The following is a 20,530-nucleotide window of genomic DNA, read 5'->3' as shown; positions in this document are numbered from 1 at the left end:
CTTGCCGTGGCTGACCGCATAGAGGCGGTCGTATTGCGAATCACGGAGTTGACGGGCGCGTGCCGACGAGACTCCGGAAGGTTTCGCATACGCATGTCCATTTCCAGTTCTGATCACGCCGTCATGCCCGAGAACGGCGAGAACGAGATCGTCGAGGAGACCCCCACGGTCACCTTCGCCGACCTCGGTCTCCCCGAGGGCGTCGTGCGCAAGCTCGCGCAGAACGGCGTGACCACCCCCTTCCCGATCCAGGCCGCGACCATCCCGGACGCCCTGGTCGGCAAGGACATCCTCGGCCGTGGCCGCACCGGCTCCGGCAAGACCCTCTCCTTCGGTCTGCCGACCCTGGCCCGCCTGTCCGGCGGCCGCACCGAGAAGCACCGGCCGCGCGCGGTGATCCTCACCCCGACCCGTGAGCTCGCCATGCAGGTCGCGGACGCCCTCCAGCCCTACGGCGACGTCCTCGGCCTGAAGATGAAGGTCGTCTGCGGCGGTACGTCCATGGGCAACCAGATCTACGCCCTGGAGCGCGGTGTCGACGTGCTCGTCGCCACTCCGGGCCGACTGCGCGACCTCATCAACCGCGGCGCCTGCTCCCTCCAGGACATCGAGGTCGCCGTCATCGACGAGGCCGACCAGATGTCCGACCTGGGCTTCCTGCCCGAGGTCACCGAGCTGCTGGACCAGGTCCCGGCCGGCGGCCAGCGGATGCTGTTCTCGGCCACGATGGAGAACGAGATCTCCACGCTGGTCAAGCGCTACCTGAGCGAGCCGGTCACGCACGAGGTCGACAGCGCCCAGGGCAACGTCACGACCATGTCCCACCACATCCTGATCGTGAAGCCCAAGGACAAGGCGCCGGTCACCGCCGCGATCGCCTCCCGCAAGGGCCGCACCATCATCTTCGTCCGCACCCAGCTGGGCGCGGACCGTATCGCCGAGCAGCTGCGCGACTCCGGGGTGAAGGCCGACGCGCTGCACGGCGGCATGACGCAGGGCGCCCGCACCCGGACGCTGGCCGACTTCAAGGACGGCTACGTCAACGCGCTCGTCGCCACCGACGTCGCCGCCCGCGGTATCCACGTCGACGGCATCGACCTCGTCCTGAACGTGGACCCGGCCGGTGACCACAAGGACTACCTGCACCGCTCCGGCCGTACCGCTCGCGCGGGCCGCTCCGGCACGGTCGTGTCCCTGTCCCTGCCGCACCAGCGTCGGCAGATCTTCCGGCTGATGGAGGACGCGGGCGTCGACGCCTCGCGTCACATCATCAACTCCGGTACGGCCTTCGAGCCCGAGGTCGCCGAGATCACCGGCGCCCGTTCGATGACCGAGGTCCAGTCCGAGTCGGCGGCCAACGCGGCTCAGCAGGCCGAGCGTGAGGTCTCCGAGCTCGCCAAGCAGCTGGAGCGGGCGCAGCGTCGCGCGACCGAGCTGCGCGAGGAGGCCGACCGTCTGGTGGCCCGGGTCGCCCGTGAGCGTGGTGAGGACCCCGAGACTGCGGTCGCCGAGGCGCAGGCCGCGGTGGCCGAGGCCGCGGAGGCTCCGGCCGAGGCCGTGGTCGCCGAGCGTCCCGCGTACGAGCAGCCGCGTCAGCGCCGTGATGAGCGGGGCAACTACGAGCGTCGTGACGACCGTGGTGGCCGTTCCTTCGAGCGTCGTGACGACCGTGGCGGCTTCAACCGCGACCGCCGGGACGGTGAGCGTGGCGGGTTCCGTCGTGACGAGCGTCGTGACGACCGTGGTGGCCGTTCCTTCGAGCGTCGTGACGACCGCGGTGGTTTCAACCGCGACCGCCGGGACGACCGTCCCACCGGTGGCTTCAGCCGTGACCGTCGTGACGAGCGTCCTTCGGGCGGCTTCCGCCGCGACGACCGTCCCACGGGCGGCTTCAACCGTGACCGTCGCGATGACCGTCCCACCGGTGGCTTCAACCGTGACCGTCGTGACGAGCGCCCCTCGGGCGGCTTCCGCCGGGACGACCGTCCCACCGGTGGCTTCAACCGCGACCGTCGCGACGAGCGTCCGTCCACCCACCGGGGCAGCGACCGTCCCTTCAACCGCGACCGCCAGGGCGACCGCCCCACCGGTGGCTTCCGCTCCGGCGGCCACGACCGCCCGCAGGGCCGTCGTGACGACCACCGTGGCACGGGCACCGGTACCGGCTCCTTCGGCCGCCGCGAGGACAAGCCGCGCTGGAAGCGCAACGGCTGACGCCTGCGCTGACGCCTCTGAGCAGTGAACGCCGTGGCCCCCCGTCGTACCTGACGGGGGGCCACGGCGTTTGTCGTGTACCGAGTCAGAAAACGCTCTCCGGGAAAGGTCAAGAGACGGTAAGATCAGCGGACTTGTGAGACGGATGTGATGGCCGGGGGGCCTGGGACACCGCACGGCGGTGGGCCGTCCGTCTCCTTCTTCGGGGAGGGTCTTCCTTGGCTCGTCATGCCTTCGTACGTCTACGTCTCGTCGCCGCTTCCGCCGTCCTGGCCGCCGGACTGAGCCCGCTGCTGCCGTCGTCCGCGGTCGCGGACACCGCGCAGGAGACGGTGGTTCCGGCGACGTTCCGGGACGCGTACACCGTCGCGACCGTCTCCTACGCCGACACCGCCTACGGGGCCGAAGGGGCGGGCAGCCAGGGCGTCTTCCACCGTCTGGAGGGCCACTCGGGCCTGGTGTGGACGCGGTACGCGGACGGTACGTCCGTCGGGGTGCCGTGGGACGCCGACGACCTGCCGGTCGCCGACGGCACCGGCACCGACGTGCTGGCGCACCGCTCCTCGGACGGCCGCGTCGACCTCTTCGACGCCGCCGAAGGCACGACCCGTACGTTCTGGATTCCCGCGGGATACGGCGGTGTGTACGGCGGTGTCTACGGCAGCACGATCGTCGCCTACGAGAACGTCACCGGCGAGGACGGGATCACCACCAAGGTCAGGCATCTGCTGAGCCCGGGACCCGACGGAAGCACCCGGGACCTGACGATCTCGGGCCTGCCCGCGGGCATGCAGATCGGTGCGCCGCTGCGGGGCGACGCCTCCGGCATCGTCTTCCGCGCGTCGCTCGACGGCACCATCCGGTCGGTGCTCGTCGACCCGGAGACCGGACAGGTCCAGGGCTGGACCCCGACCCTGTCCGGCGGCAACTCCGCCGTCCTGTCTCCCGACTACCTGGTCCACTACGCGGGCAACACCGCCTCGAAGGCGTACGTCTACTCCCGCGCCGACCTCTCGGCGCCGCCCGTAGAGGTGTCCCTGGACGGCGCCGGCGCCCTGGACCCCGCCAACGAGCTCTCCGTGGTGGGCGACTGGCTCGTCCACAGCCCGGGAGTGGGCACCACGGTGACCGCCGTACCGATCGCGGGCGGCGCCCCGGTCACCCTGCTCGCCGCCTCCAAGGGCGACGTCTCCGCCTCGGCGGTCGGCGACGCCGTCGCGGTCGGCCGCACCGGCGCCGACGACTGGGGTATCCAGCGCATCCACGCCGACGAGGACGGCAAGCCGGTGGTGAGCATGGTCAAGGCGCTGCCGAAGCCGCCGTACAAGATCCAGGGGCTCGGCCTGGCGCAGGGGCGGTTGCTGGTCGCGGACGACAGCCGGGGCAGTGCCCGGGACACCTATCTGCGGACCGTCGCCGCCACCGGGACGCCCGTGTACGGGGCGCGTTCCAACTACGACGGCACCGACATGGCGCTCTACGGCTGCCCGAAGGCGGAGGGCGGCTGTGCCGTGTTCGGTACGGCCGACAACCGTGCGGTCTGGCTGACGCCTGACACAGGCACCTACGACCGGATCAGGGCCAGCGGGCCCGGGGCGTACGACTTCTCCGAGCTCTACGTCCCCGCGGGCGGGCGGATCACCGACGTCTCCGGTCAGTACGTGATCCACACGACGGCGGCGCAGCAGATCGTTCTCAAGCTCGGCGACAGCTCCGGCCCCAAGGTCACCCGCACTCCGGGCGCCGCCGCCCTCGACGGCGAGCTCCTGTGGACGGCGGGGGCGAACGCCGGTGTGGTCACGGCGTACAACCTGACGACGAAGAAGACCGTCGAGACGGTGACGACGGACGCCGGCTGCGTGCCCACCGAGCTCCAGGCACTCGGCCGCTATCTGTACTGGACCTGCGACGGCCGGGCCGGGGTGTACGACCGTACGGCGGGCAGGTCCGTATCCGTGCCCGCCGACGAGGCCAAGCTCGGTGACGGGTTCGTCGTCACGCACGACAAGCAGGCCGGGAAGCTGACGCTCACGACGTTCGCCGGCGGTACCGTCGCGAGCCGGATCATCGGCGAGCTGCCCGACACCGGGACGTCGCAGCGGGACGTGCGCTGGACCGTCGACGAGTCCGGAGCGAACGCGGCCTACGTCGACGACCAGGAGCAGGTGCACCTCGTACCGTCCGGGGTGGCGCAGCAGCCGCTGCGGCTGCTCGCACCGGTCACCAAGGCGGCGTCCGTCGAGGCGCACACGTTCGACACGACCGCCGACACCCTGACCACCCTGCTGCTGTCGAAGCCGTCCTCAGGCTGGGACGTCACCGTGCGCAACCGCGCGACCGGCAAGGTCTACGGTGATGGCAAGGACGGCACGGCCGCGCGGGGTGAGCTGAACGTTCCCTGGAGCGGTCTCGACCCCAAGGGCACCGGGGACGCGTACCTGCCGAACGGCTCCTACGACTGGACCGTCACCGTCACCCCGGCGGACGGCGTCGGCGACCCGCTGACGGTGAGCGGCACGGTCAAGCTGGTGAAGGGCGCGGCGGTCCACCGTGACCACGTGGGCAACGACGGCTTCGGCGACCTCCTCACCCTCAACTCCTCCGGCGCACTGACCTTCCAGCAGAGCAACGGAAAGGGCGCGTTCTCCGGGAACGTGAGCGGCAGCGGCTGGGCGACCTCGGTCAGGGCGGTGCCGTTCGGCGACCTCAGCGGGGATCGCTGCAACGACGTCCTGGTACGGCTGAGCAGCGGGGCCCTGCGCGCCTACAAGCCGGGGTGCGGTGCCGCGCTGAAGCCGTCGACGCCGTACACCTCTCTCGGCACGTCCGGTTGGAACCAGTACGACGTGCTGACCGCGCCCGGTGATGTGAACAAGGACGGGCGCCCGGACCTGATCGCGCGGAACTCCTCGACCGGGGCCGTCTACCTCTACAAGGGGACCAGCGCCGGCAAGCTCTCCGCGCGCGTGAAGCTGTACGACAACTGGAAGACGTACAAGAAGGTCGTGGGCGCCGGGGACCTGAACGGCGACGGCATCGGTGATCTGCTCGCCCAGGACAAGTCGAACAACCTGTACCGGTACTACGGCAAGGGCAACGGCACGTTCACGGCGCGGGTGAAGCTGTTCACCAACTGGGGCGGCTCGTACAACGCGGTCGTCGGGGTCGGGGACATCACTGGGGACGGCAGGGCGGACCTCGTCTCCCGCGACTCCGGTGGGAACGTCTGGCGCAACAGCGGTGACGGCAAGGGGTCGTTCGGAGCGCGGGTGAAGATCGCCACGGGCTGGCAGGGCTACAAGGGCATTTTTTAGCCATGCTGTGATGCATGTCACGCCCCCGGTGAGGGAATCGCTGGGGGCATGACAGATGACGACATAGCGAGTGGGCTGTCCGACGAAGAACGGCTTGCCCAGCTCGGCTACACGCAGGTCCTCGCCCGCCGTATGTCGGCGTTCTCCAACTACGCGGTCTCCTTCACGATCATCTCGGTCCTGTCGGGCTGTCTGACGCTGTATCTCTTCGGCATGAACACCGGCGGCCCCGCCGTCATCACCTGGGGCTGGGTCGCCGTAGGCCTGATGACGCTGTTCGTCGGTCTGTCGATGGCCGAGATCTGTTCGGCGTACCCGACCTCGGCGGGCCTGTACTTCTGGGCGCACAAGCTGGCCCCCGCGCGGACCGCGGCCGCCTGGGCGTGGTTCACGGGCTGGTTCAACGTGCTCGGTCAGGTCGCGGTGACGGCGGGCATCGACTTCGGCGCGGCGTCCTTCCTCGGCGCGTACCTCAACCTCCAGTTCGACTTCGAGGTGACCCCGGGCCGCACGATTCTGCTGTTCGCGGCGATCCTCGTCCTGCACGGCCTGCTGAACACCTTCGGCGTGCGGATCGTCGCGCTGCTCAACAGTGTCAGCGTGTGGTGGCACGTGGTGGGTGTGGCCGTCATCGTCGGCGCCCTGACCTTCGCCCCCGACAAACACCAGTCGGCGTCCTTCGTCTTCGGCGAGTTCGTGAACAACACGGGCTGGGGGAGCGGGGTGTACGTGGTGTTGCTGGGGCTGTTGATGGCCCAGTACACCTTCACCGGCTACGACGCCTCGGCCCACATGACCGAGGAGACCCACGACGCGTCGACGGCGGGGCCCAAAGGCATCGTCCAGTCGATCTGGACGTCCTGGATAGCGGGCTTCGTGCTGCTCCTCGGCTTCACCTTCGCGATCCAGTCGTACGACGGTGCGCTTTCATCGCCGACGGGAGCGCCGCCGGCCCAGATCCTCCTGGACGCCCTGGGCGCGACGGCGGGCAAGCTGCTCCTGCTGGTCGTGATCGGCGCCCAGTTGTTCTGCGGGATGGCGTCGGTGACCGCCAACAGCCGCATGATCTACGCCTTCTCACGCGACGGCGCGCTGCCGTTCTCGCACGTCTGGCACACGGTGAGCCCGCGCACGCGGACCCCTGTGGCGGCGGTGTGGCTGGCCGCGGGCGGGGCGCTGGTGCTGGGCCTGCCGTACCTGATCAATGTGACGGCGTACGCGGCGGTCACCTCCATCGCGGTCATCGGCCTCTACATCGCCTACGTCATCCCGACGCTGCTGCGGCTGCGCAAGGGCGAGGCCTTCGAACGCGGGCCGTGGCATCTGGGCCGTTGGTCCCGGGCGATCGGCGTGGTGTCGGTGGCGTGGGTCGGCGTGATCACGATCCTCTTCATGCTCCCGCAGCTCTCCCCGGTCACCTGGGAGACCTTCAACTACGCCCCGATCGCCGTCCTGGCCGTCCTCGGCTTCGCCTGGATCTGGTGGCAGGCCTCGGCCCGGCACTGGTTCCTGAACCCCGAGCACGAACGCACCAAGACCCGCGAGGCGGCCCGCGCGAACGCCCCCGAACCGGTCGATCCCTGATCTTCCCACCCGTACCGTCCCCCCGACCCGGCCGTGTCTCCGATACCCGATCGGAGACACGGCCACCTCCCGCTATGCTCGTGGGGGCAACATCGCCTGGGCCCTTAGCTCAATTGGCAGAGCAGTGGACTTTTAATCCATTGGTTGTGGGTTCGAGTCCCACAGGGCCTACGGTGCGGGTGACGGGGGTACCCCCTCTGACCTGCTGTGCAGCGCTCGGGTTGGCTTCGGCCGGCTCGGGCGCTGTGGCGTTTTCGGGGGCAGCGTGAGTGGATGTTCGAGCAGCGAGGTGGGGCTGACGTCGCGAGTCGGCCCTCTCGATGACGAACAGCACCGTCGGAACGTGGGCGGTAGGTTGGCCGTCGCCTCGAGGACTGCGCCCCATTGCGAGATCCGCTGGCCGTCCTGGTGAACACGACTCCCTCGGGCGGACTCGGCGGGAGGTGCACCGTGACCTGCCGGCCACTGTCGTACCCGAATGTCTCGGCGAAGGCGGTCTCCGGCGCTTTTTCCGGAACGTTGCGCTGCGAGTGAGGCAATAACTGTGCTTGTGAGGTCAGAGTTTGGCGGACCATGCCGCGAGGGTTTTTGTCGCAACGGGCGGAGTGGAATTATTTAACGTACATAGACCGTGGGAGCATGCTACTGTCCATCTCAGTTGCAGTTTTGGTTCCCGAAACTTCGGTGCTCCCGCTCGGCTCCTGCCGGGGAGAGCATTTTTGTATTTCCGGTCGTTTTCCGGGCGGGGTAAATCATTGCGGCGACACGGCGTTCGCACAGTGCGGAGCCGATGCACTGCCCCGAAGGAGATATGACATGGCTGCTGGTACCGTGAAGTGGTTCAATGCGGAAAAGGGCTTCGGCTTCATCGAGCAGGACGGTGGCGGCGCTGACGTGTTCGCCCACTACTCGAACATTGCCGCCCAGGGTTTCCGCGAGCTGCTGGAAGGCCAGAAGGTGACCTTCGACATCGCGCAGGGCCAGAAGGGCCCGACGGCCGAGAATATCGTTCCGGCCTGACGCTGACGCGCACTTGGTAGCTGGGGCCCGCATCCTTCGGGGTGCGGGCCCCAGCTACAGGTGTTTCCCGCGGCGGTTTCGCCTTTTGTAATCGGTCCATACTTGTGGTTCTCCGTGCTGCTCACGCTGCGGGAATTCCTTGATATGTGCCACATCGAGGAAGGTTCCGCATGAACCGCACACGTACGAACGACCGCTTTGCCCGCACCCGTAATGGCGGTGCCGGAGCCGGAAAGGGCGGCAGCCGCTTCGGCTCTCCGGCACCGCGCCGTTCCGGCGGCTACGGCCGTCGGCCCGCTGCGGTACAGGGTGAGTTCGCGCTCCCCGAGACGATCACCCCCGCGCTGCCCGCCGTCGAGAGCTTCGCCGATCTCGACATGCCCGAGCAGCTACTGGCCGAACTCGGCAGGCAGGGCGTGAGCGCACCGTTCCCGATCCAGGGCGCGACGCTGCCGAACACTTTGGCGGGCCGCGATGTCCTGGGCCGCGGGCGCACCGGTTCCGGTAAGACCCTCGCCTTCGGTCTCGCCCTGCTCGCCCGCACGGCCGGACAGCGTGCTGAGCCCCGCCAGCCGCTGGGGCTGATCCTCGTACCGACGCGCGAGCTGGCGCAGCAGGTGACCGACGCGCTCACTCCGTACGCCCGTTCCGTCAGGCTGCGACTGGCCACCGTGGTGGGCGGGATGTCGATCGGCAGGCAGGCAGGCGCGCTGCGCGGCGGAGCCGAGGTCGTCGTCGCGACCCCGGGCCGGCTCAAGGACCTCATCGACCGCGGCGACTGCCATCTGAACCAGGTGGGCATCACGGTGCTGGACGAGGCCGACCAGATGGCCGACATGGGCTTCATGCCGCAGGTCACCGCCCTGCTCGACCAGGTGCGTCCGGAGGGGCAGCGGATGCTGTTCTCCGCCACCCTGGACCGCAACGTCGACCTGCTGGTGCGCCGCTATCTGACCGACCCCGTCGTGCATTCGGTCGACCCGTCGGCCGGTGCGGTCACCACGATGGAGCACCACGTGCTGCATGTCCACGGTGCCGACAAGCAGGCCGCCACGACCGAGATCGCCGCCCGTGAGGGTCGGGTGATCATGTTCCTGGACACCAAGCACGCCGTCGACCGGCTGACCGCGGACCTCCTCAACAGCGGGGTCCGGGCCGCCGCGCTGCACGGCGGCAAGTCGCAGCCGCAGCGCACCCGCACACTGGCGCAGTTCAAGACGGGCCACGTCAGCGTGCTGGTGGCGACCAATGTGGCGGCGCGCGGCATCCACGTCGACAACCTCGACCTCGTCGTCAACGTCGACCCGCCGACCGACCACAAGGACTACCTCCACCGCGGTGGCCGTACCGCCCGTGCCGGCGAGTCCGGCCGCGTCGCCACCCTGGTCACACCGGCCCAGCGCCGCGGCATGGTCCGCCTCATGTCGGACGCCGGGATCCGGCCGCACACCACCCAGATCCGCCCGGGTGACGAAGCCCTGCACCGGATCACCGGCGCCCAGGCCCCGTCCGGCATTCCGGTCGTCATCACCGCACCGGTGTCCGAACGCCCCAAGCGCAGTGCCACCTCCCGGGGCCGGCGCCGCTCTTCTTCGACAACCCGCCGTGCGCCCGCACGCCGGACCGTCTTCGATACGGCGGCGTAGCACCTTCGTGATCAGGAAGCTGACCCATCTCTGCAGGAGGCACCTTTTGACGCTGGTTCAGATGCAGCCCCACCCGATGAACGCAGGCCCCGTGCACACGACGGTGACCGAGGTCATGGACGCGGACGGACCACAGGTCTGGGACGACATGAGCGTTGAGGTGGCGCTGTCCGTCATGGCCGCCGCCCGCACGGGCCGACTGGTCGTCTGCGACCAGGACGGCCAGTGCACCGGCCTGGTCACCCGGACCGAACTCGCCGCTGTGCGCGACAGCTCCGCTTACACGGACCGCGTCCGACTGCGCGACATCCTCGGTGACCGCCGGTCGTTCACGTCACGCGTGATGACGATGGCCGAAGCCGAGCACGCGATGCGCTCCCGCCGGCTCGGTGCCCTGCCGGTGGTCGACGGTCGAAGCAGCACCCTGGGCGTCCTCGTGCTCTCCGCTGATCCGCCTCACCCTGGTCGGACCGTTCTCCCCTTCACTCTGTGAGGCTTCCATGCGCTGCGTCATCGCCCGTTTCCCCTTCGAGCTCACCAAGAGCGGTGTGCTGGAATCGATGAAGGGCATCAAGCCCGAGCAGGTCATGGGTGAGTCCGTGATCATCGGCCGCCGTCACTACCCCGTCAAGCAGGTCGGCCAGGTCGTGACCCGTCAGGACCGCCGTGACTTCAGCGCCGATGAAGTCCTCCGGGCGATGACCAAGCTCGGCTTCACCTGCCGTGCCCTCCCCAAGGCCGTACCCGTAGGCATCCACGGCTCGCTCCAGCAAGCTTCCGCGATGCTCGGCACTCCCATGTCTGTGTGACCGACGCGACGGGTACGAGCCGACCCCCGAACAGCAGTGGGCCCGGCCGGCGTGAGCCGGCCGGGCCCACTGCTGCGACCGGTTTCCGTCGCCGTGGTTGCTCAGTGGTCGGAATAGCTGAAGTCGCCCATGGTCCAGGCGCTGACGTCGTCGATCGCGACCCGGTACATCCCGCCCGTCTCCGGGATTCCCACTGTGCCCTGCAGGATCCGGGCGACATGGAAGTGCAGATGAGTGGGCGGCCCGTCCTTGTCCTCGTTCGCGGGGGTGTCGAAGACGGCGGAGAACTCTCCCAGGCTGGCGGAATCCGACAGCACCTCCGACACCCTCCGCCTCCACACGGCTTCGGGAGCCAGCCGGCCGGTGATGACAGCGCCACCGGTGACCACGGTCAGGGACATCTGGTTGCTCTGCCCGGACTCCACCACGGTGGCGACGTCAATGAGCAGCTCGTCAGGCTTCGACATGGGGGAGATTGTATTTGCCGGCCATTCGGCTGCTTCAGCCGTGGTGCTACCGGGCAGGGCGGGCGCTGACGGTCTTGGCGCCGCAGGCCCGGCGGGTGACCGCGGTGGTACGTGCGAGGCGGTTGACCATGTGCCAACCGAAGCCTCCGGTGGCTTCGTTCAGGTCGGGGGTGTGCATGCGCGGCGCCTGGGGCTGTCGTGGACGGCCCCCTCGATGCTGTCGGGGTGTTCGGTCAGGTCCAGGGTGCGGGTGCGGCCTCCGTGACGCAGAGCCCCTCTGGGCAGTGCCTGTGTCCCCGCCGGCGGCCCGTTAACCGGGCAGTGACGACCTCGCACCGGCCCGCATCACTGTTCGAAGCTGATTACCTCGCTGTCGAACACGCGGAAATCTATGTTTGTTGAAGTAGACATTCGAGTGTAGGCGTGGTTATGGTTCTCTCGTAGCAGAGAGACAGAAGGGCCGGGCAGACACGAACTGCCGGGCAGCAGTACAAGCAGGTGCAGTGCGAAGGACGGTGCGGTGGTGGAGTCGCGAAGCCAGGCTTGTTGCAGGACGGCGACGGGGCTGACGACCGTACCGGGCGGCCCGCAGTGATCAGGGGCCGCCGTGAGCAGTACCGCAAGTGCAGTTCAGTAGGTGCAGTTCGCAGTACCCAGCAGTGAAGTAGGTGAGCAGCACCTCGGTGAAGGCGTCGGCTGCGGGCGCGCGCACCGGGAGGTTCGGCAGTGGGGTTCCAAGCCAGAGCAGACGCAGGACGGGCGACGGGGCTGGCTGTCGAAGAGCGGTGCTGTCACAGGCCGTCGAGTAGTACGCAGTACCCGTTAGGCAGCAGTTGATCCCAGAGGGAAGAACGGAGGAGCAGAGCGCCATCAGGATCGCCCGGGCCGGCACATTGAACCCGGGTACCGCAGGACATCGATAGTGAGGTGGTCTCCGGTCAAGCAACCGCGATCCCAGCATCCCCGACGGCATCAAGGTCGGGGCTGCGGAAACAGAAGGCCGGCGCAGCATCAGGGCCGGTAGATGGTGTAGTAGTTCCTTCGGGGCCTTGGTGCTATAGGCACCAAGGCCCCTCGACGCGTTCCACAGAGAGGTGCAGATGACAGCAGATGATTCATTCGGTCGTATCGACGACGAGGACTACCCCGCCTACACGATGGGCCGGGCCGCCGAACTGCTCGGCACCACCCAGGGCTTCCTCCGCGCCATCGGCGAAGCCCGCCTGATCACCCCGCTCCGCTCCGAGGGCGGACACCGCCGCTACTCCCGCTACCAGCTGCGCATCGCCGCCCGCGCCCGCGAACTCGTCGACCGCGGGACCCCCATCGAGGCCGCCTGCCGCATCATCGTCCTCGAGGACCAGCTCGAAGAAGCCCAGCGCATCAACGCCGAACACCACCGCACCGCGGAATCGGCGAAGCCGACGTCCACGGCCTGAGGCGGGGGCCTGCGACATCGGTGGGCACCGCCGTACACCTGGTCCCGGGGTGCGACGTGATCGCTTTCCCTGATGACGCGGGTATGTGGCGTCTGTGCCAGCTGTCATGGTTGGGCGACCACCTCCGCTTGGGTGATGCGTGGGCGCATGTGTCGCGACGAGCCAGCGCATCAGGAGTGCCCGGACCGCGGTGGGATCTGAAGGATGCTCACCCTCAAGGTGTGGGCGGACTGCTGAATTGCCCCAGCGGCGGACACGCAGTGAAGGGATTACGGGCTCGACAGCTCCGCAATGATGCGAGCATCGGGGCATGTTCTCAGGCGCACACGTGATCCTCTACTCCCAGGATGCTGAGGCAGACCGGGCGTTTGTCAAAGATGTCCTCGGGTTCGCCCACGTCGACGCGGGCCACGGGTGGCTGATCTTCAAGCTGCCGCCCGCCGAGGTCGCCGTGCACCCCACCGACGGTGCGCCGAAGCACGAGTTCTACCTGATGTGCGACGACCTCGACGCCGTACTCACCCAGCTTGCGGAGCGCGGCGCGGAGCTCACCGGCGGGGTGACCGAGGAGCGGTGGGGACGCCTTGCCGCCGTACGCCTCCCCAGTGGTGGTGAACTGCCCCTGTACCAGCCGCTGCACCCCGTTGCGCACAGCCTCGACTGAACCTCCGCCACCCTGGGAAGGGACTGCGAGAGATGACCATGCACGATGACCAAGTGGACGTGACCACCGACGTCGTTGCGGCCTTGGTCCAGGAGCAGTTCCCTCGGTGGAGCGACAAGGCGGTCCAACGGCTGGCGTCGACCGGGACGGTCCACGCCATCTTCCGTATCGGGGACGACCTCTCCGCGCGGTTCCCACTGCGTCTGGCCGATGCCGCCGAGGTGCTCGCGGTTCTGGAGCAGGAGGCCCGGGCGAGCGCGGAGCTGGCGCAGGTGTCTCGGTTCCCCGTCCCAGAACCTGTCGCCTTGGGGAAGCCTGGAGCGGGTTACCCCATGCCGTGGTCGGTCCAGACCTGGCTGCCGGGGACGGTCGCCTTTGATGCCGACCCGAGTGGGTCGGACGCTTTCGCCGAGGACCTCGCGGCCTTCATCGCAGCCCTGCGGGGCGCCGAGACGCGGGGGCGGCTTTTCAGCGGCGGAGGTCGTGGCGGCGATCTCGCTCACCACGACGACTGGATGGCGAAGTGCTTCGAGGAGAGTGAAGGGCTGCTCGACGTGGCCCGGCTGCGCCAAGTGTGGGGTCACTTCCGGGAGTTGCCACGCATGAGTGCCGATGTGATGAGCCATGGCGACCTGATTCCCGGCAATGTGCTGGTCGCGGGAGACCGGCTCAGCGGCGTACTCGACACCGGCGGCTTCGGCCCGGCCGACCCCGCGCTGGATCTGGTCAGTGCCTGGCACCTGTTGCAGCCAGGCCCGCGGGACGTGCTCCGGCGGACACTGGCCTGTGACGACCTGGAGTGGGAACGCGGCAAGGCGTGGGCGTTCGAACAGGCGATGGGTGCGGTCTGGTACTACGTCGAGAGCAATCCGGTGATGAGCGGGATGGGGCTCCGGACCCTCGAACGGATTCTGGAGTCGAAGGAGTGATGCCGCCCCGAGCGGGCGGAGTCGGCCGACGTCGGGCTCTGCGGTTCAGGCCCCGTGCGTGGGGGGTCGTGCGTCCTGGGTCGCCGGTCGGGCCGTGTCGCGCAGGGCCTGCAGCAGTGCCGCCGCCGCGGTGATGGCCAGGGTGTCCGGCCACAGCAGGGCGAAGACGTGGCGGGTGGGCCAGCCGGTGAGGGGGCGGGCCACTACGCGGGGGTCGGTGCGGCCGGCAGCGGCCTCTGGGACGAGACCCTCACCGGCCCGCCCGCCGACCGCGCTGCTGCACCTGCGCCTGGCCAGCCCCGGGCTGCCCGTCGTCCCCGGCAACACCCACCCCTTCACCGCGGGCACCTTCGCCTTCGCGCACAACGGGTTCTTCGCGCCGTACGACGCCCTCGACGAGCTCATCGACGCGGACCTGCTGGCCGGGGCGGCGGGCGGCACCGACTCCGAGCGGTACTTCCTGCGCGTTCTGACCCTGCTGCGGGAGGCGGACCCGGTCGACGCCCTTGCCCGCGCCGCTGCGGACGTCCGGACCCGCGCGTCCTACGCCGGCCTCAACTGCCTGCTGCTGACGGAGGGTGCCCTGTACGCCTACGCCGACGAGGACCCGGCCTCCGAGCCCAGCCACCGCCGCGGCCCCGACTTCTTCCGCCTGCGGTACCGGATCGACGCCGACGGTGACCGGGTGGTGGTCGCCTCCAGCGGCGTCCCGCAGCCCGAGGGGCACTGGAACGTGCTGCCGTACCGCCAGATCCTGGAGATCCGCCGCTCCAGCCTGCGGGTCTCCGTCCACCGGGTGGCGTACGACGGTACGGACCTGTGCGGTACGGCAGCCGGGGCCCTCTGAGTGGTGAACGAGCTCGCCGGTGACGCCGAGGCGACGGCTCGCGTCGGTTCACAGCAGGTGGCGGTTGGGTGCCTTCGCCCGCTCCTCATGCTCGCCGAGGACCACCACGTCCACGCCCGCCGCCGTCAGGGTCCCCGTCCCGTCCGCCCCTTCGACGAACGTGTCCGGTTCCCGCCACGCCGTCACCACCCGCCGTACCCCCGCGTCCAGGATCAGCCGGGCGCAGGGGGCGGGGCGGGAGGCGCGGTGGGTGCAGGGTTCCAGGCTGGTGTAGACCGTGGCCGTGACGAGACAGGGGTCGTCCGGGGCGATCTTCGCCAGGGCCGCCTCCTCCGCGTGGACGACCGGATCGCCGGACTCCCGGGAGTGGCCGCGGGCCAGTTCCGTGCCGTCGGCGGCGACCACCACCGCACCCACGCTGAACGCCGTCCGCGAGGGCGGGCACTCGGCTGCCAGCTCGCAGGCCAGGGCGAGCCAGTGGTGGTCCGCGGCGGACGGCCGCAGGCCCGTGCCGGGGGCCGTGGGTTCGTAGCGCATCAGGACCACGTCCTCGATACGGCGGGTCTCCACAAGGCGTAGACGGCCGCCCTGGTAGGAGCCCGGGCCGAAGAGGCGCGGAGCGTCCGGATCGCCGACGAACAACGGGGCCAGCACCAGCTGCACCTCGTCCGCCAGGCCCTGCTGGAGGAGCTGGGTGTGGATACGGCCGCCGCCCTCCACCATCAGCCGGTCCACTCCGCGCTCCTCGTGCAGATGCTCCAGCAGGCGGTGCCAGTCCAGCGAGGGGCCGAGGGAGACCACGTCGGCGGCCAGACCCACCTCGCGGGCCCGTTCCGCGCCCTTCTCCGTCGTATAGACGAGCTTGTCGCCGCCCGTGTGCCAGAAGTTCGCGGACGGGTCCAGGTCGCCCGAGCCGCTGACCGTGACCTTCAGGGGGTACGGCGGTTTCCCGGCCGCCTCCCGGGCCTCGCGGCGCCGCGCGGAGTTCACCAGCAGGCGGGGGTTGTCGGCGCGGATCGTGCCGGCGCCGATGAGGATCGCGTCCACGGAGGCGCGGACCTCGTCGACGCGGTCGAAGTCGGCGGGGCTGGAGAGGAGGAGGCGGTCAGGGCCGGTGTCGTCGAGGTAGCCGTCCAGGGAGACTGCCGCGGAGAGGAGGACGTAGGGGTGGGACATGGAAAGGGGCTCCCCGGCTGGTCTAGGGACGGCGGGCTTGGTTCAAGTTTGAAGCAAACCTACACTGGGTGCATGACGACCCGCTGGCTCAGCCCCGACGAGCAGCGCGCCTGGCGCGCGTACATCGCTGCCTCGCTGCTCCTGGAGGACACCATCGACCGGCAGCTCCAGCAAGAGGCCGGCATGCCGCATCTGTACTACTCCATCCTGGCCAACCTCTCCGAGGCCCGGGAGCGGCGGCTGCGGATGACCGATCTCGCCGAGGGGCTGAAGATCACCCGGCCCCGGCTGACATACGCCGTAGCCCGGCTGGAGAAGGACGGGCTGGTGCGCCGCGAGGACTGCCCGTGGGACAAGCGCGGGAGCGTCGCCGTGCTGACCGACGAGGGCATGTCGGTGCTGGAGCGGGCGGCGCCGGGGCATGTGGAGACGGTCCGCGCCGCGCTCTTCGACCGGCTCACGCCGGAGCAGGTGAGGCAACTGGAGGAGATCTTCACCAGCGTGGCCGAGGGGCTGGAGGGGAATGGCGGCGCCCCCGGGAGCGTTCCCTGGCGGCGACGGTCCTCCCCGTCCTGCTCGTGAAGTCCCGCGTGGAGACCTGCGTGGAGACCTGCGTGGAGAACTGCGTAGAGACCTGCGTAGAGACCTGCTCGTGAAGACCCGCTTGTGACGAGCGCCATAATTCTGTTGCTTCAAATTTAAAACATGGGGTAGGGTCCCGAACCGTGGAGCTGCTTCAAATCTGAAGCAGATATCTCCACGGAGCCTATGGACCGGAGTATCCGCATGACCGAGACCCCCGCCGCCACCCAGCGCTCCCGCGTCCGCGTCCCGCTGCGCTTCGGGGACGGCTACCGCGTCGACGCCGAGCTCGTCACCTTCCACGGCCTGACCGACGGTCAGGAGCACCTCGCCGTCGTCCTCGGCGACCCGGGCCCCGTGCCCCTGGTGCGGCTGCACTCCGAGTGCCTCACCGGAGACGTCTTCGGCTCCGCCCGCTGCGACTGCGGCCCGCAGCTGCGCGAGGCGGTCGAGCGCATCGCCGAGCGCGGCGGTGTCCTGCTCTACCTCCGCCAGGAAGGCCGCGGCATCGGCCTCTACAACAAGCTCGACGCGTACGCCCTCCAGGACCAGGGTCTCGACACCTACGCCGCGAACACCGCGCTCGGCCTGCCCGAGGACGCCCGGGACTACACGGCGGCCGCGCAGATGCTCACCGCCCTGGGGATCGGCGAGCTCGATCTGCTCTCCAACAACCCTGACAAGGCAGGTCAGTTGAGGGACCTGGGGATCGGGGTCCGGGAGCGGGTGCCCACCGGTGTGTTCACCACCGCGCACAACGTCCGGTATCTGCGCGCGAAGGTCCTCCAGACCCAGCACACGCTGCCGCTGGGCGAGTTGAGCGAGCTCAGCGCCGGATGACGGGGGCGCAGCGCGCTGCACCCCGGTTCGGGAGGACCGTTCGGGGCGCGCCAGTGTGCGGACTCACTCCCGCTCACTGCCCGGGAACGGTGTGCGCCAGGTACGCCAGTACCGCCAGCACCCGCCGGTGGCCGCTGTCGCTCGGAGGCAGGCCCAGCTTGAGGAAGACGTTGCCGATGTGCTTGCTGACCGCGCGCTCGGTGACGACCAGGGTCGAGGCGATGGTCGTGTTGTCGTGGCCCTCGGCCATCAGCTTCAGCACCTCGCGCTCGCGCGGGGTGAGGGAGTCCAGCGGGGTGTCGCGGCGGCGGGTGAGGAGTTCGGCGACGACCTCGGGGTCGAGCGCGGTGCCGCCGGCCACCACCCGCTCCAGCGCGTCGAGGAACTCGTCGACCCGGCCGACCCGGTCCTTCAGCAGGTAGCCGACCCCGCTGGTGCCACCGGCGAGCAACTCGGCGGCGTACGACTCCTCGACGTACTGCGAGAGGACGAGGACCGGCAGCCCGGGGATCTTCTCGCGGGCCTCCAGGGCGGCCCGCAGTCCCTCGTCGCGGAATCCGGGAGGCATCCGCACATCGAGGACGGCCACGTCCGGCCGGTGCTCCAACAGGGCGGGCATGATCTCGGGGCCGGTGCCCACGACGGCCACGACCTCGTGTCCGGAAGACGTCAACAACAGGACGAGCCCCTCTCTCAGGAGGGCGTTGTCCTCGGCGATCACCACACGCACGGCAGCTCCACATCGATCACGGTCGGACCCCCGACCGGGCTGGTCACTTCCAATGTTCCGTCGAGTGCGGCGACCCTGCGCCGCATCCCGAGCAGACCCGAGCCCCGCGACTCGTCGGCACCGCCCCGGCCCTCGTCCCGGACCCGCACGGTAAGTCCGCGACGGGTGCGCGCGAGTTGCACCTCGGCGCGATCGGCGCCGCTGTACTTGGCGACGTTGGTGAGCGACTCGGCCACCACGAAGTAGGCAGCCGCCTCCACCGCCGCGGGCGCCCGCGTGCCGCCCTCCAGGCCGCCGTCCTCCACGCTCACCGCGAGCCCGCTGCTCGACGCCAGGGCCCGCACCGCGCCGACCAGACCCCGGTCGGTGAGGATCGGCGGATGGATGCCGCGCACCACCTGCCGCAGCTCCGTCAGCGCCTGCTCTGCCTGGTCCTGGGCGTCGTCCAGCAGCTTGCGGGCGGCGTCGGGGTCACGGTCGTAGGCCCGCTTGGCGAGTCCGATCCGCATCGAGAGCGCCACCAGGTTGGCCTGGGCGCCGTCGTGGAGGTCCCGCTCGATACGGCGCAGTTCCGCCTCATGGGCGGCGATGGCGTCGGCCCGGGTCTCCTTCAGCTCCTCGACCCGCCGGGCCAGCCTGGCCTTGGGGGAGGGCATGAGCAGCAGGGACGACCAGCGGGCCTCGGTGTCGGCGAGCTTCACGATCAGCGGGAGCGCGACCGGGGTGCGGCGCAGCAGACCGGCCCACACACCGTCGACCACCAGGCCGACCGGCCACAGTGGGAGGGCGAGGGCGAGCATGGCGCCGTAGAGGTAGTAACAGAGCATCCAGCGGACGTCGGTGCGCGTGCTGGGGTCCTGCACGGAGATCCGCAGCCGCTCGCGCAGTGTGCCGGTCATCGGCCGGTACGCCTCGGGGATCTCCCGGCCCGTCCACAGGGTGGTCAGGTTCCGCTTGGCGCCGGCGATCCGCCGGATCAGCAGTACGGCCTCGGGCAGCAGCCAGCAGCCGACCACCGCGAGCGTACCGACGGCGGTGATCAGCAGCACGGTGATGAATATGTACAACCCGAAGCACATCGCCGCGGCCACGACGAGATGCACGGTCGCCATCGCCGCACGCTGGACTGTCTTCCACATGCGGTTCACGCTAGATGATCCGCTCCTGGCGCACGGTGTAGCCCGCTACACCATCCGCCCGTCACGTGTGCACACATCGCCCAGGCCGTCCCGCCGGACCTCCAGCACCCGCCGGTACGGCAGCACACTCCACGCCCCGACGACCCGACCCCCGTCCGCCTGGTACCGCAGCCGGAAGTAGCCGGGCCCGCGCCGCATGGTGACCTCGGACCGAGTGTCGTCGTCGGCGTCGCGTACAGCGTCTCCCCGGTCATCAGCAGACAGTTGAGGCTCGCGAAGGACATGCGGGCCCGTGTGCCGTCGGCGGCCTGCCGGCGCCTCGACCGGGTCCTTGTCCCGCAGCAGCGTCAGCACCCGCAGGAAGAACCGCTCGGAGTCGGTGCTCCCGGCCGCGCCGGACAGCAGCCCGGGGGCGATGAGCTCGTCGAGCGCGTCGTACGGCGAGAAGAAGCCGTTGTGCGCGAAGGCGAGGCAGCCCGCGGTGAACGGATGGGTGGGGCCCGGCACGAGGGGCGGCCCGGGCTCGCCATCCGCAGATGCAGCACGGCGGCGTCGGCGAGCGTCCCGGCGAGGGCGTCGTCCGTCACCGTGCTCCCGGCTCAACTCCGCCAAGGGGACGGCGAGGTCGCGCGGGGCGGCGGCGACAGTACTGGGAGGGGCTGACCCAGAGCCGGGTCGGCTCGGACCGGCCGGTTCACAACAGGGTGGCGGTGAGCACACCGAGCTGAGTTCCCGGCAGGTGCGAGGCGCCAGGGGAGGAGCCACGGCCGCCGAGCCTCTTGCTGTCAGCTCCCCTGAGAGGGACCGCCCTCGCTGTGGTCGCGGACCCAGTTCCGGTGGGCGTTCGAGCCCTCGCGGCCGGGGGAGAGTTTCAGCATGACTCCGTCGTCGATCTGCTCCAGGACCGTCACCACGTAGGGGGAGCCCGCGTGGACGGCCAGCCGGACGCTGCCGTTGGCGAACTCCGTCACCCGGAGCGTGCGGCCCCCGGAGAGCGGGATGTCCCGCTTGCCGATCTCCGTCGGGCGCTCCTCGGCTGCCGTCATGGTCCCTCCTCGTTTCCGTGAGGGGCGCCACGGTACGCCGGTCCCACCCGGCCGATCGCCCCAACCGGACCTGGCCGTGGAGGC

At 69.8% G+C, this 20,530-nt stretch carries 21 protein-coding genes and 1 tRNA gene; 14 read left to right on the top strand and 8 right to left on the bottom strand.

Annotated features, from left to right (window positions below):
* The first annotated feature begins 93 nt into the window (after nt 1-93).
* The 8 genes from ACI2L1_RS34200 to ACI2L1_RS34165 all read left to right on the top strand — a co-directional run bounded on the left by ACI2L1_RS34200 (nt 94) and on the right by ACI2L1_RS34165 (nt 10,587).
* The gene (locus ACI2L1_RS34200) at nt 94-2,214 is read left to right on the top strand and encodes a DEAD/DEAH box helicase (RefSeq protein ID WP_404743308.1); all 2,121 of its coding nucleotides are present in this window, start codon (nt 94-96) and stop codon (nt 2,212-2,214) included.
* A 218-nt stretch (nt 2,215-2,432) separates the two neighbouring features.
* Complete coding sequence (locus ACI2L1_RS34195; RefSeq protein ID WP_404743307.1) at nt 2,433-5,528, top strand: FG-GAP repeat domain-containing protein; 3,096 nt, start codon at nt 2,433-2,435, stop codon at nt 5,526-5,528.
* A 48-nt stretch (nt 5,529-5,576) separates the two neighbouring features.
* Nucleotides 5,577-7,112 (top strand): amino acid permease, encoded by a 1,536-nt coding sequence (locus tag ACI2L1_RS34190; RefSeq protein WP_404743306.1) that lies wholly within the window; start codon nt 5,577-5,579, stop codon nt 7,110-7,112.
* Between the two features lie 98 nt (nt 7,113-7,210).
* Nucleotides 7,211-7,283: transfer RNA gene (locus ACI2L1_RS34185), tRNA-Lys, on the top strand.
* Between the two features lie 645 nt (nt 7,284-7,928).
* Nucleotides 7,929-8,132, top strand: coding sequence for a cold-shock protein (locus tag ACI2L1_RS34180; RefSeq protein ID WP_023586116.1), 204 nt, complete (start codon nt 7,929-7,931; stop codon nt 8,130-8,132).
* Nucleotides 8,133-8,302: 170 nt separating this feature from the next.
* On the top strand, nt 8,303-9,778 hold the full coding sequence (locus ACI2L1_RS34175) for a DEAD/DEAH box helicase (protein ID WP_404743305.1): 1,476 nt from the start codon (nt 8,303-8,305) through the stop codon (nt 9,776-9,778).
* 46 nt (nt 9,779-9,824) lie between these two features.
* On the top strand, nt 9,825-10,271 hold the full coding sequence (locus ACI2L1_RS34170; RefSeq protein WP_404743304.1) for a CBS domain-containing protein: 447 nt from the start codon (nt 9,825-9,827) through the stop codon (nt 10,269-10,271).
* Nucleotides 10,272-10,278: 7 nt separating this feature from the next.
* On the top strand, nt 10,279-10,587 hold the full coding sequence (locus tag ACI2L1_RS34165; RefSeq protein WP_404743303.1) for an SCO5918 family protein: 309 nt from the start codon (nt 10,279-10,281) through the stop codon (nt 10,585-10,587).
* A gap of 101 nt (nt 10,588-10,688) precedes the next feature.
* On the opposite strand, the gene ACI2L1_RS34160 is transcribed toward ACI2L1_RS34165, so the two are convergent.
* The gene (locus tag ACI2L1_RS34160; RefSeq protein WP_404743302.1) at nt 10,689-11,054 is read right to left on the bottom strand and encodes a hypothetical protein; all 366 of its coding nucleotides are present in this window, start codon (nt 11,052-11,054) and stop codon (nt 10,689-10,691) included.
* A 46-nt stretch (nt 11,055-11,100) separates the two neighbouring features.
* Nucleotides 11,101-11,232, bottom strand: coding sequence for a hypothetical protein (locus ACI2L1_RS34155; RefSeq protein WP_404743301.1), 132 nt, complete (start codon nt 11,230-11,232; stop codon nt 11,101-11,103).
* 922 nt (nt 11,233-12,154) lie between these two features.
* Between ACI2L1_RS34155 and ACI2L1_RS34150 the strand changes: the two genes are divergently transcribed.
* The 3 genes from ACI2L1_RS34150 (at nt 12,155) to ACI2L1_RS34140 (ending at nt 14,086) form a co-directional block, all read left to right on the top strand.
* The gene (locus tag ACI2L1_RS34150) at nt 12,155-12,493 is read left to right on the top strand and encodes a MerR family transcriptional regulator (protein ID WP_404743300.1); all 339 of its coding nucleotides are present in this window, start codon (nt 12,155-12,157) and stop codon (nt 12,491-12,493) included.
* Between the two features lie 310 nt (nt 12,494-12,803).
* A complete protein-coding gene (locus tag ACI2L1_RS34145) occupies nt 12,804-13,157 on the top strand; it encodes a VOC family protein (RefSeq protein ID WP_404743299.1) in 354 nt (117 codons plus the stop codon).
* Between the two features lie 32 nt (nt 13,158-13,189).
* Nucleotides 13,190-14,086 (top strand): aminoglycoside phosphotransferase family protein, encoded by an 897-nt coding sequence (locus tag ACI2L1_RS34140; protein ID WP_404743298.1) that lies wholly within the window; start codon nt 13,190-13,192, stop codon nt 14,084-14,086.
* A gap of 45 nt (nt 14,087-14,131) precedes the next feature.
* Here the strand turns inward: ACI2L1_RS34140 and ACI2L1_RS34135 are convergent, their stop codons facing one another.
* A complete protein-coding gene (locus ACI2L1_RS34135) occupies nt 14,132-14,290 on the bottom strand; it encodes a hypothetical protein (RefSeq protein ID WP_404743297.1) in 159 nt (52 codons plus the stop codon).
* 13 nt (nt 14,291-14,303) lie between these two features.
* Between ACI2L1_RS34135 and ACI2L1_RS34130 the strand changes: the two genes are divergently transcribed.
* Nucleotides 14,304-14,933: a class II glutamine amidotransferase gene (locus ACI2L1_RS34130; protein WP_404743296.1), complete on the top strand. Its 630-nt coding sequence runs from the start codon at nt 14,304-14,306 to the stop codon at nt 14,931-14,933.
* Nucleotides 14,934-14,981: 48 nt separating this feature from the next.
* Here the strand turns inward: ACI2L1_RS34130 and ACI2L1_RS34125 are convergent, their stop codons facing one another.
* Nucleotides 14,982-16,109 carry a dihydrofolate reductase family protein gene (locus tag ACI2L1_RS34125; protein ID WP_404743295.1) on the bottom strand — a complete coding sequence of 376 codons (1,128 nt, stop codon included), beginning with the start codon at nt 16,107-16,109 and terminating at the stop codon, nt 14,982-14,984.
* A gap of 72 nt (nt 16,110-16,181) precedes the next feature.
* On the opposite strand from ACI2L1_RS34125, the gene ACI2L1_RS34120 reads away from it, so the two are divergent.
* Together ACI2L1_RS34120 and ribA are read left to right on the top strand one after the other, a co-directional pair.
* Nucleotides 16,182-16,691, top strand: coding sequence for a MarR family winged helix-turn-helix transcriptional regulator (locus tag ACI2L1_RS34120; protein ID WP_404743294.1), 510 nt, complete (start codon nt 16,182-16,184; stop codon nt 16,689-16,691).
* Between the two features lie 204 nt (nt 16,692-16,895).
* Nucleotides 16,896-17,531, top strand: coding sequence for a GTP cyclohydrolase II (gene ribA, locus ACI2L1_RS34115; protein ID WP_404743293.1), 636 nt, complete (start codon nt 16,896-16,898; stop codon nt 17,529-17,531).
* A 73-nt stretch (nt 17,532-17,604) separates the two neighbouring features.
* Here ribA and ACI2L1_RS34110 read toward each other — a convergent pair whose 3' ends face one another.
* The 4 genes from ACI2L1_RS34110 to ACI2L1_RS34095 form a co-directional block, all read right to left on the bottom strand.
* Nucleotides 17,605-18,261, bottom strand: a complete 657-nt coding sequence (locus ACI2L1_RS34110; protein WP_404743292.1) for a response regulator — start codon at nt 18,259-18,261, stop codon at nt 17,605-17,607.
* Nucleotides 18,249-19,400 carry a histidine kinase gene (locus ACI2L1_RS34105; RefSeq protein WP_404743291.1) on the bottom strand — a complete coding sequence of 384 codons (1,152 nt, stop codon included), beginning with the start codon at nt 19,398-19,400 and terminating at the stop codon, nt 18,249-18,251. Before ACI2L1_RS34105 ends, ACI2L1_RS34110 begins: the two co-directional genes overlap by 13 nt.
* A gap of 45 nt (nt 19,401-19,445) precedes the next feature.
* Nucleotides 19,446-19,907: a hypothetical protein gene (locus ACI2L1_RS34100; protein ID WP_404743290.1), complete on the bottom strand. Its 462-nt coding sequence runs from the start codon at nt 19,905-19,907 to the stop codon at nt 19,446-19,448.
* A gap of 278 nt (nt 19,908-20,185) precedes the next feature.
* Nucleotides 20,186-20,446, bottom strand: coding sequence for a hypothetical protein (locus tag ACI2L1_RS34095; RefSeq protein ID WP_404743289.1), 261 nt, complete (start codon nt 20,444-20,446; stop codon nt 20,186-20,188).
* Nucleotides 20,447-20,530 lie beyond the last annotated feature (84 nt).

This window comes from Streptomyces sp. NPDC019531, assembly GCF_044903305.1.
Classification (GTDB): Bacteria; Actinomycetota; Actinomycetes; order Streptomycetales; family Streptomycetaceae; genus Streptomyces.
Note: the sequence above shows the minus strand (reverse complement) of the source record. Positions and strands in the feature narration are given on the sequence as shown.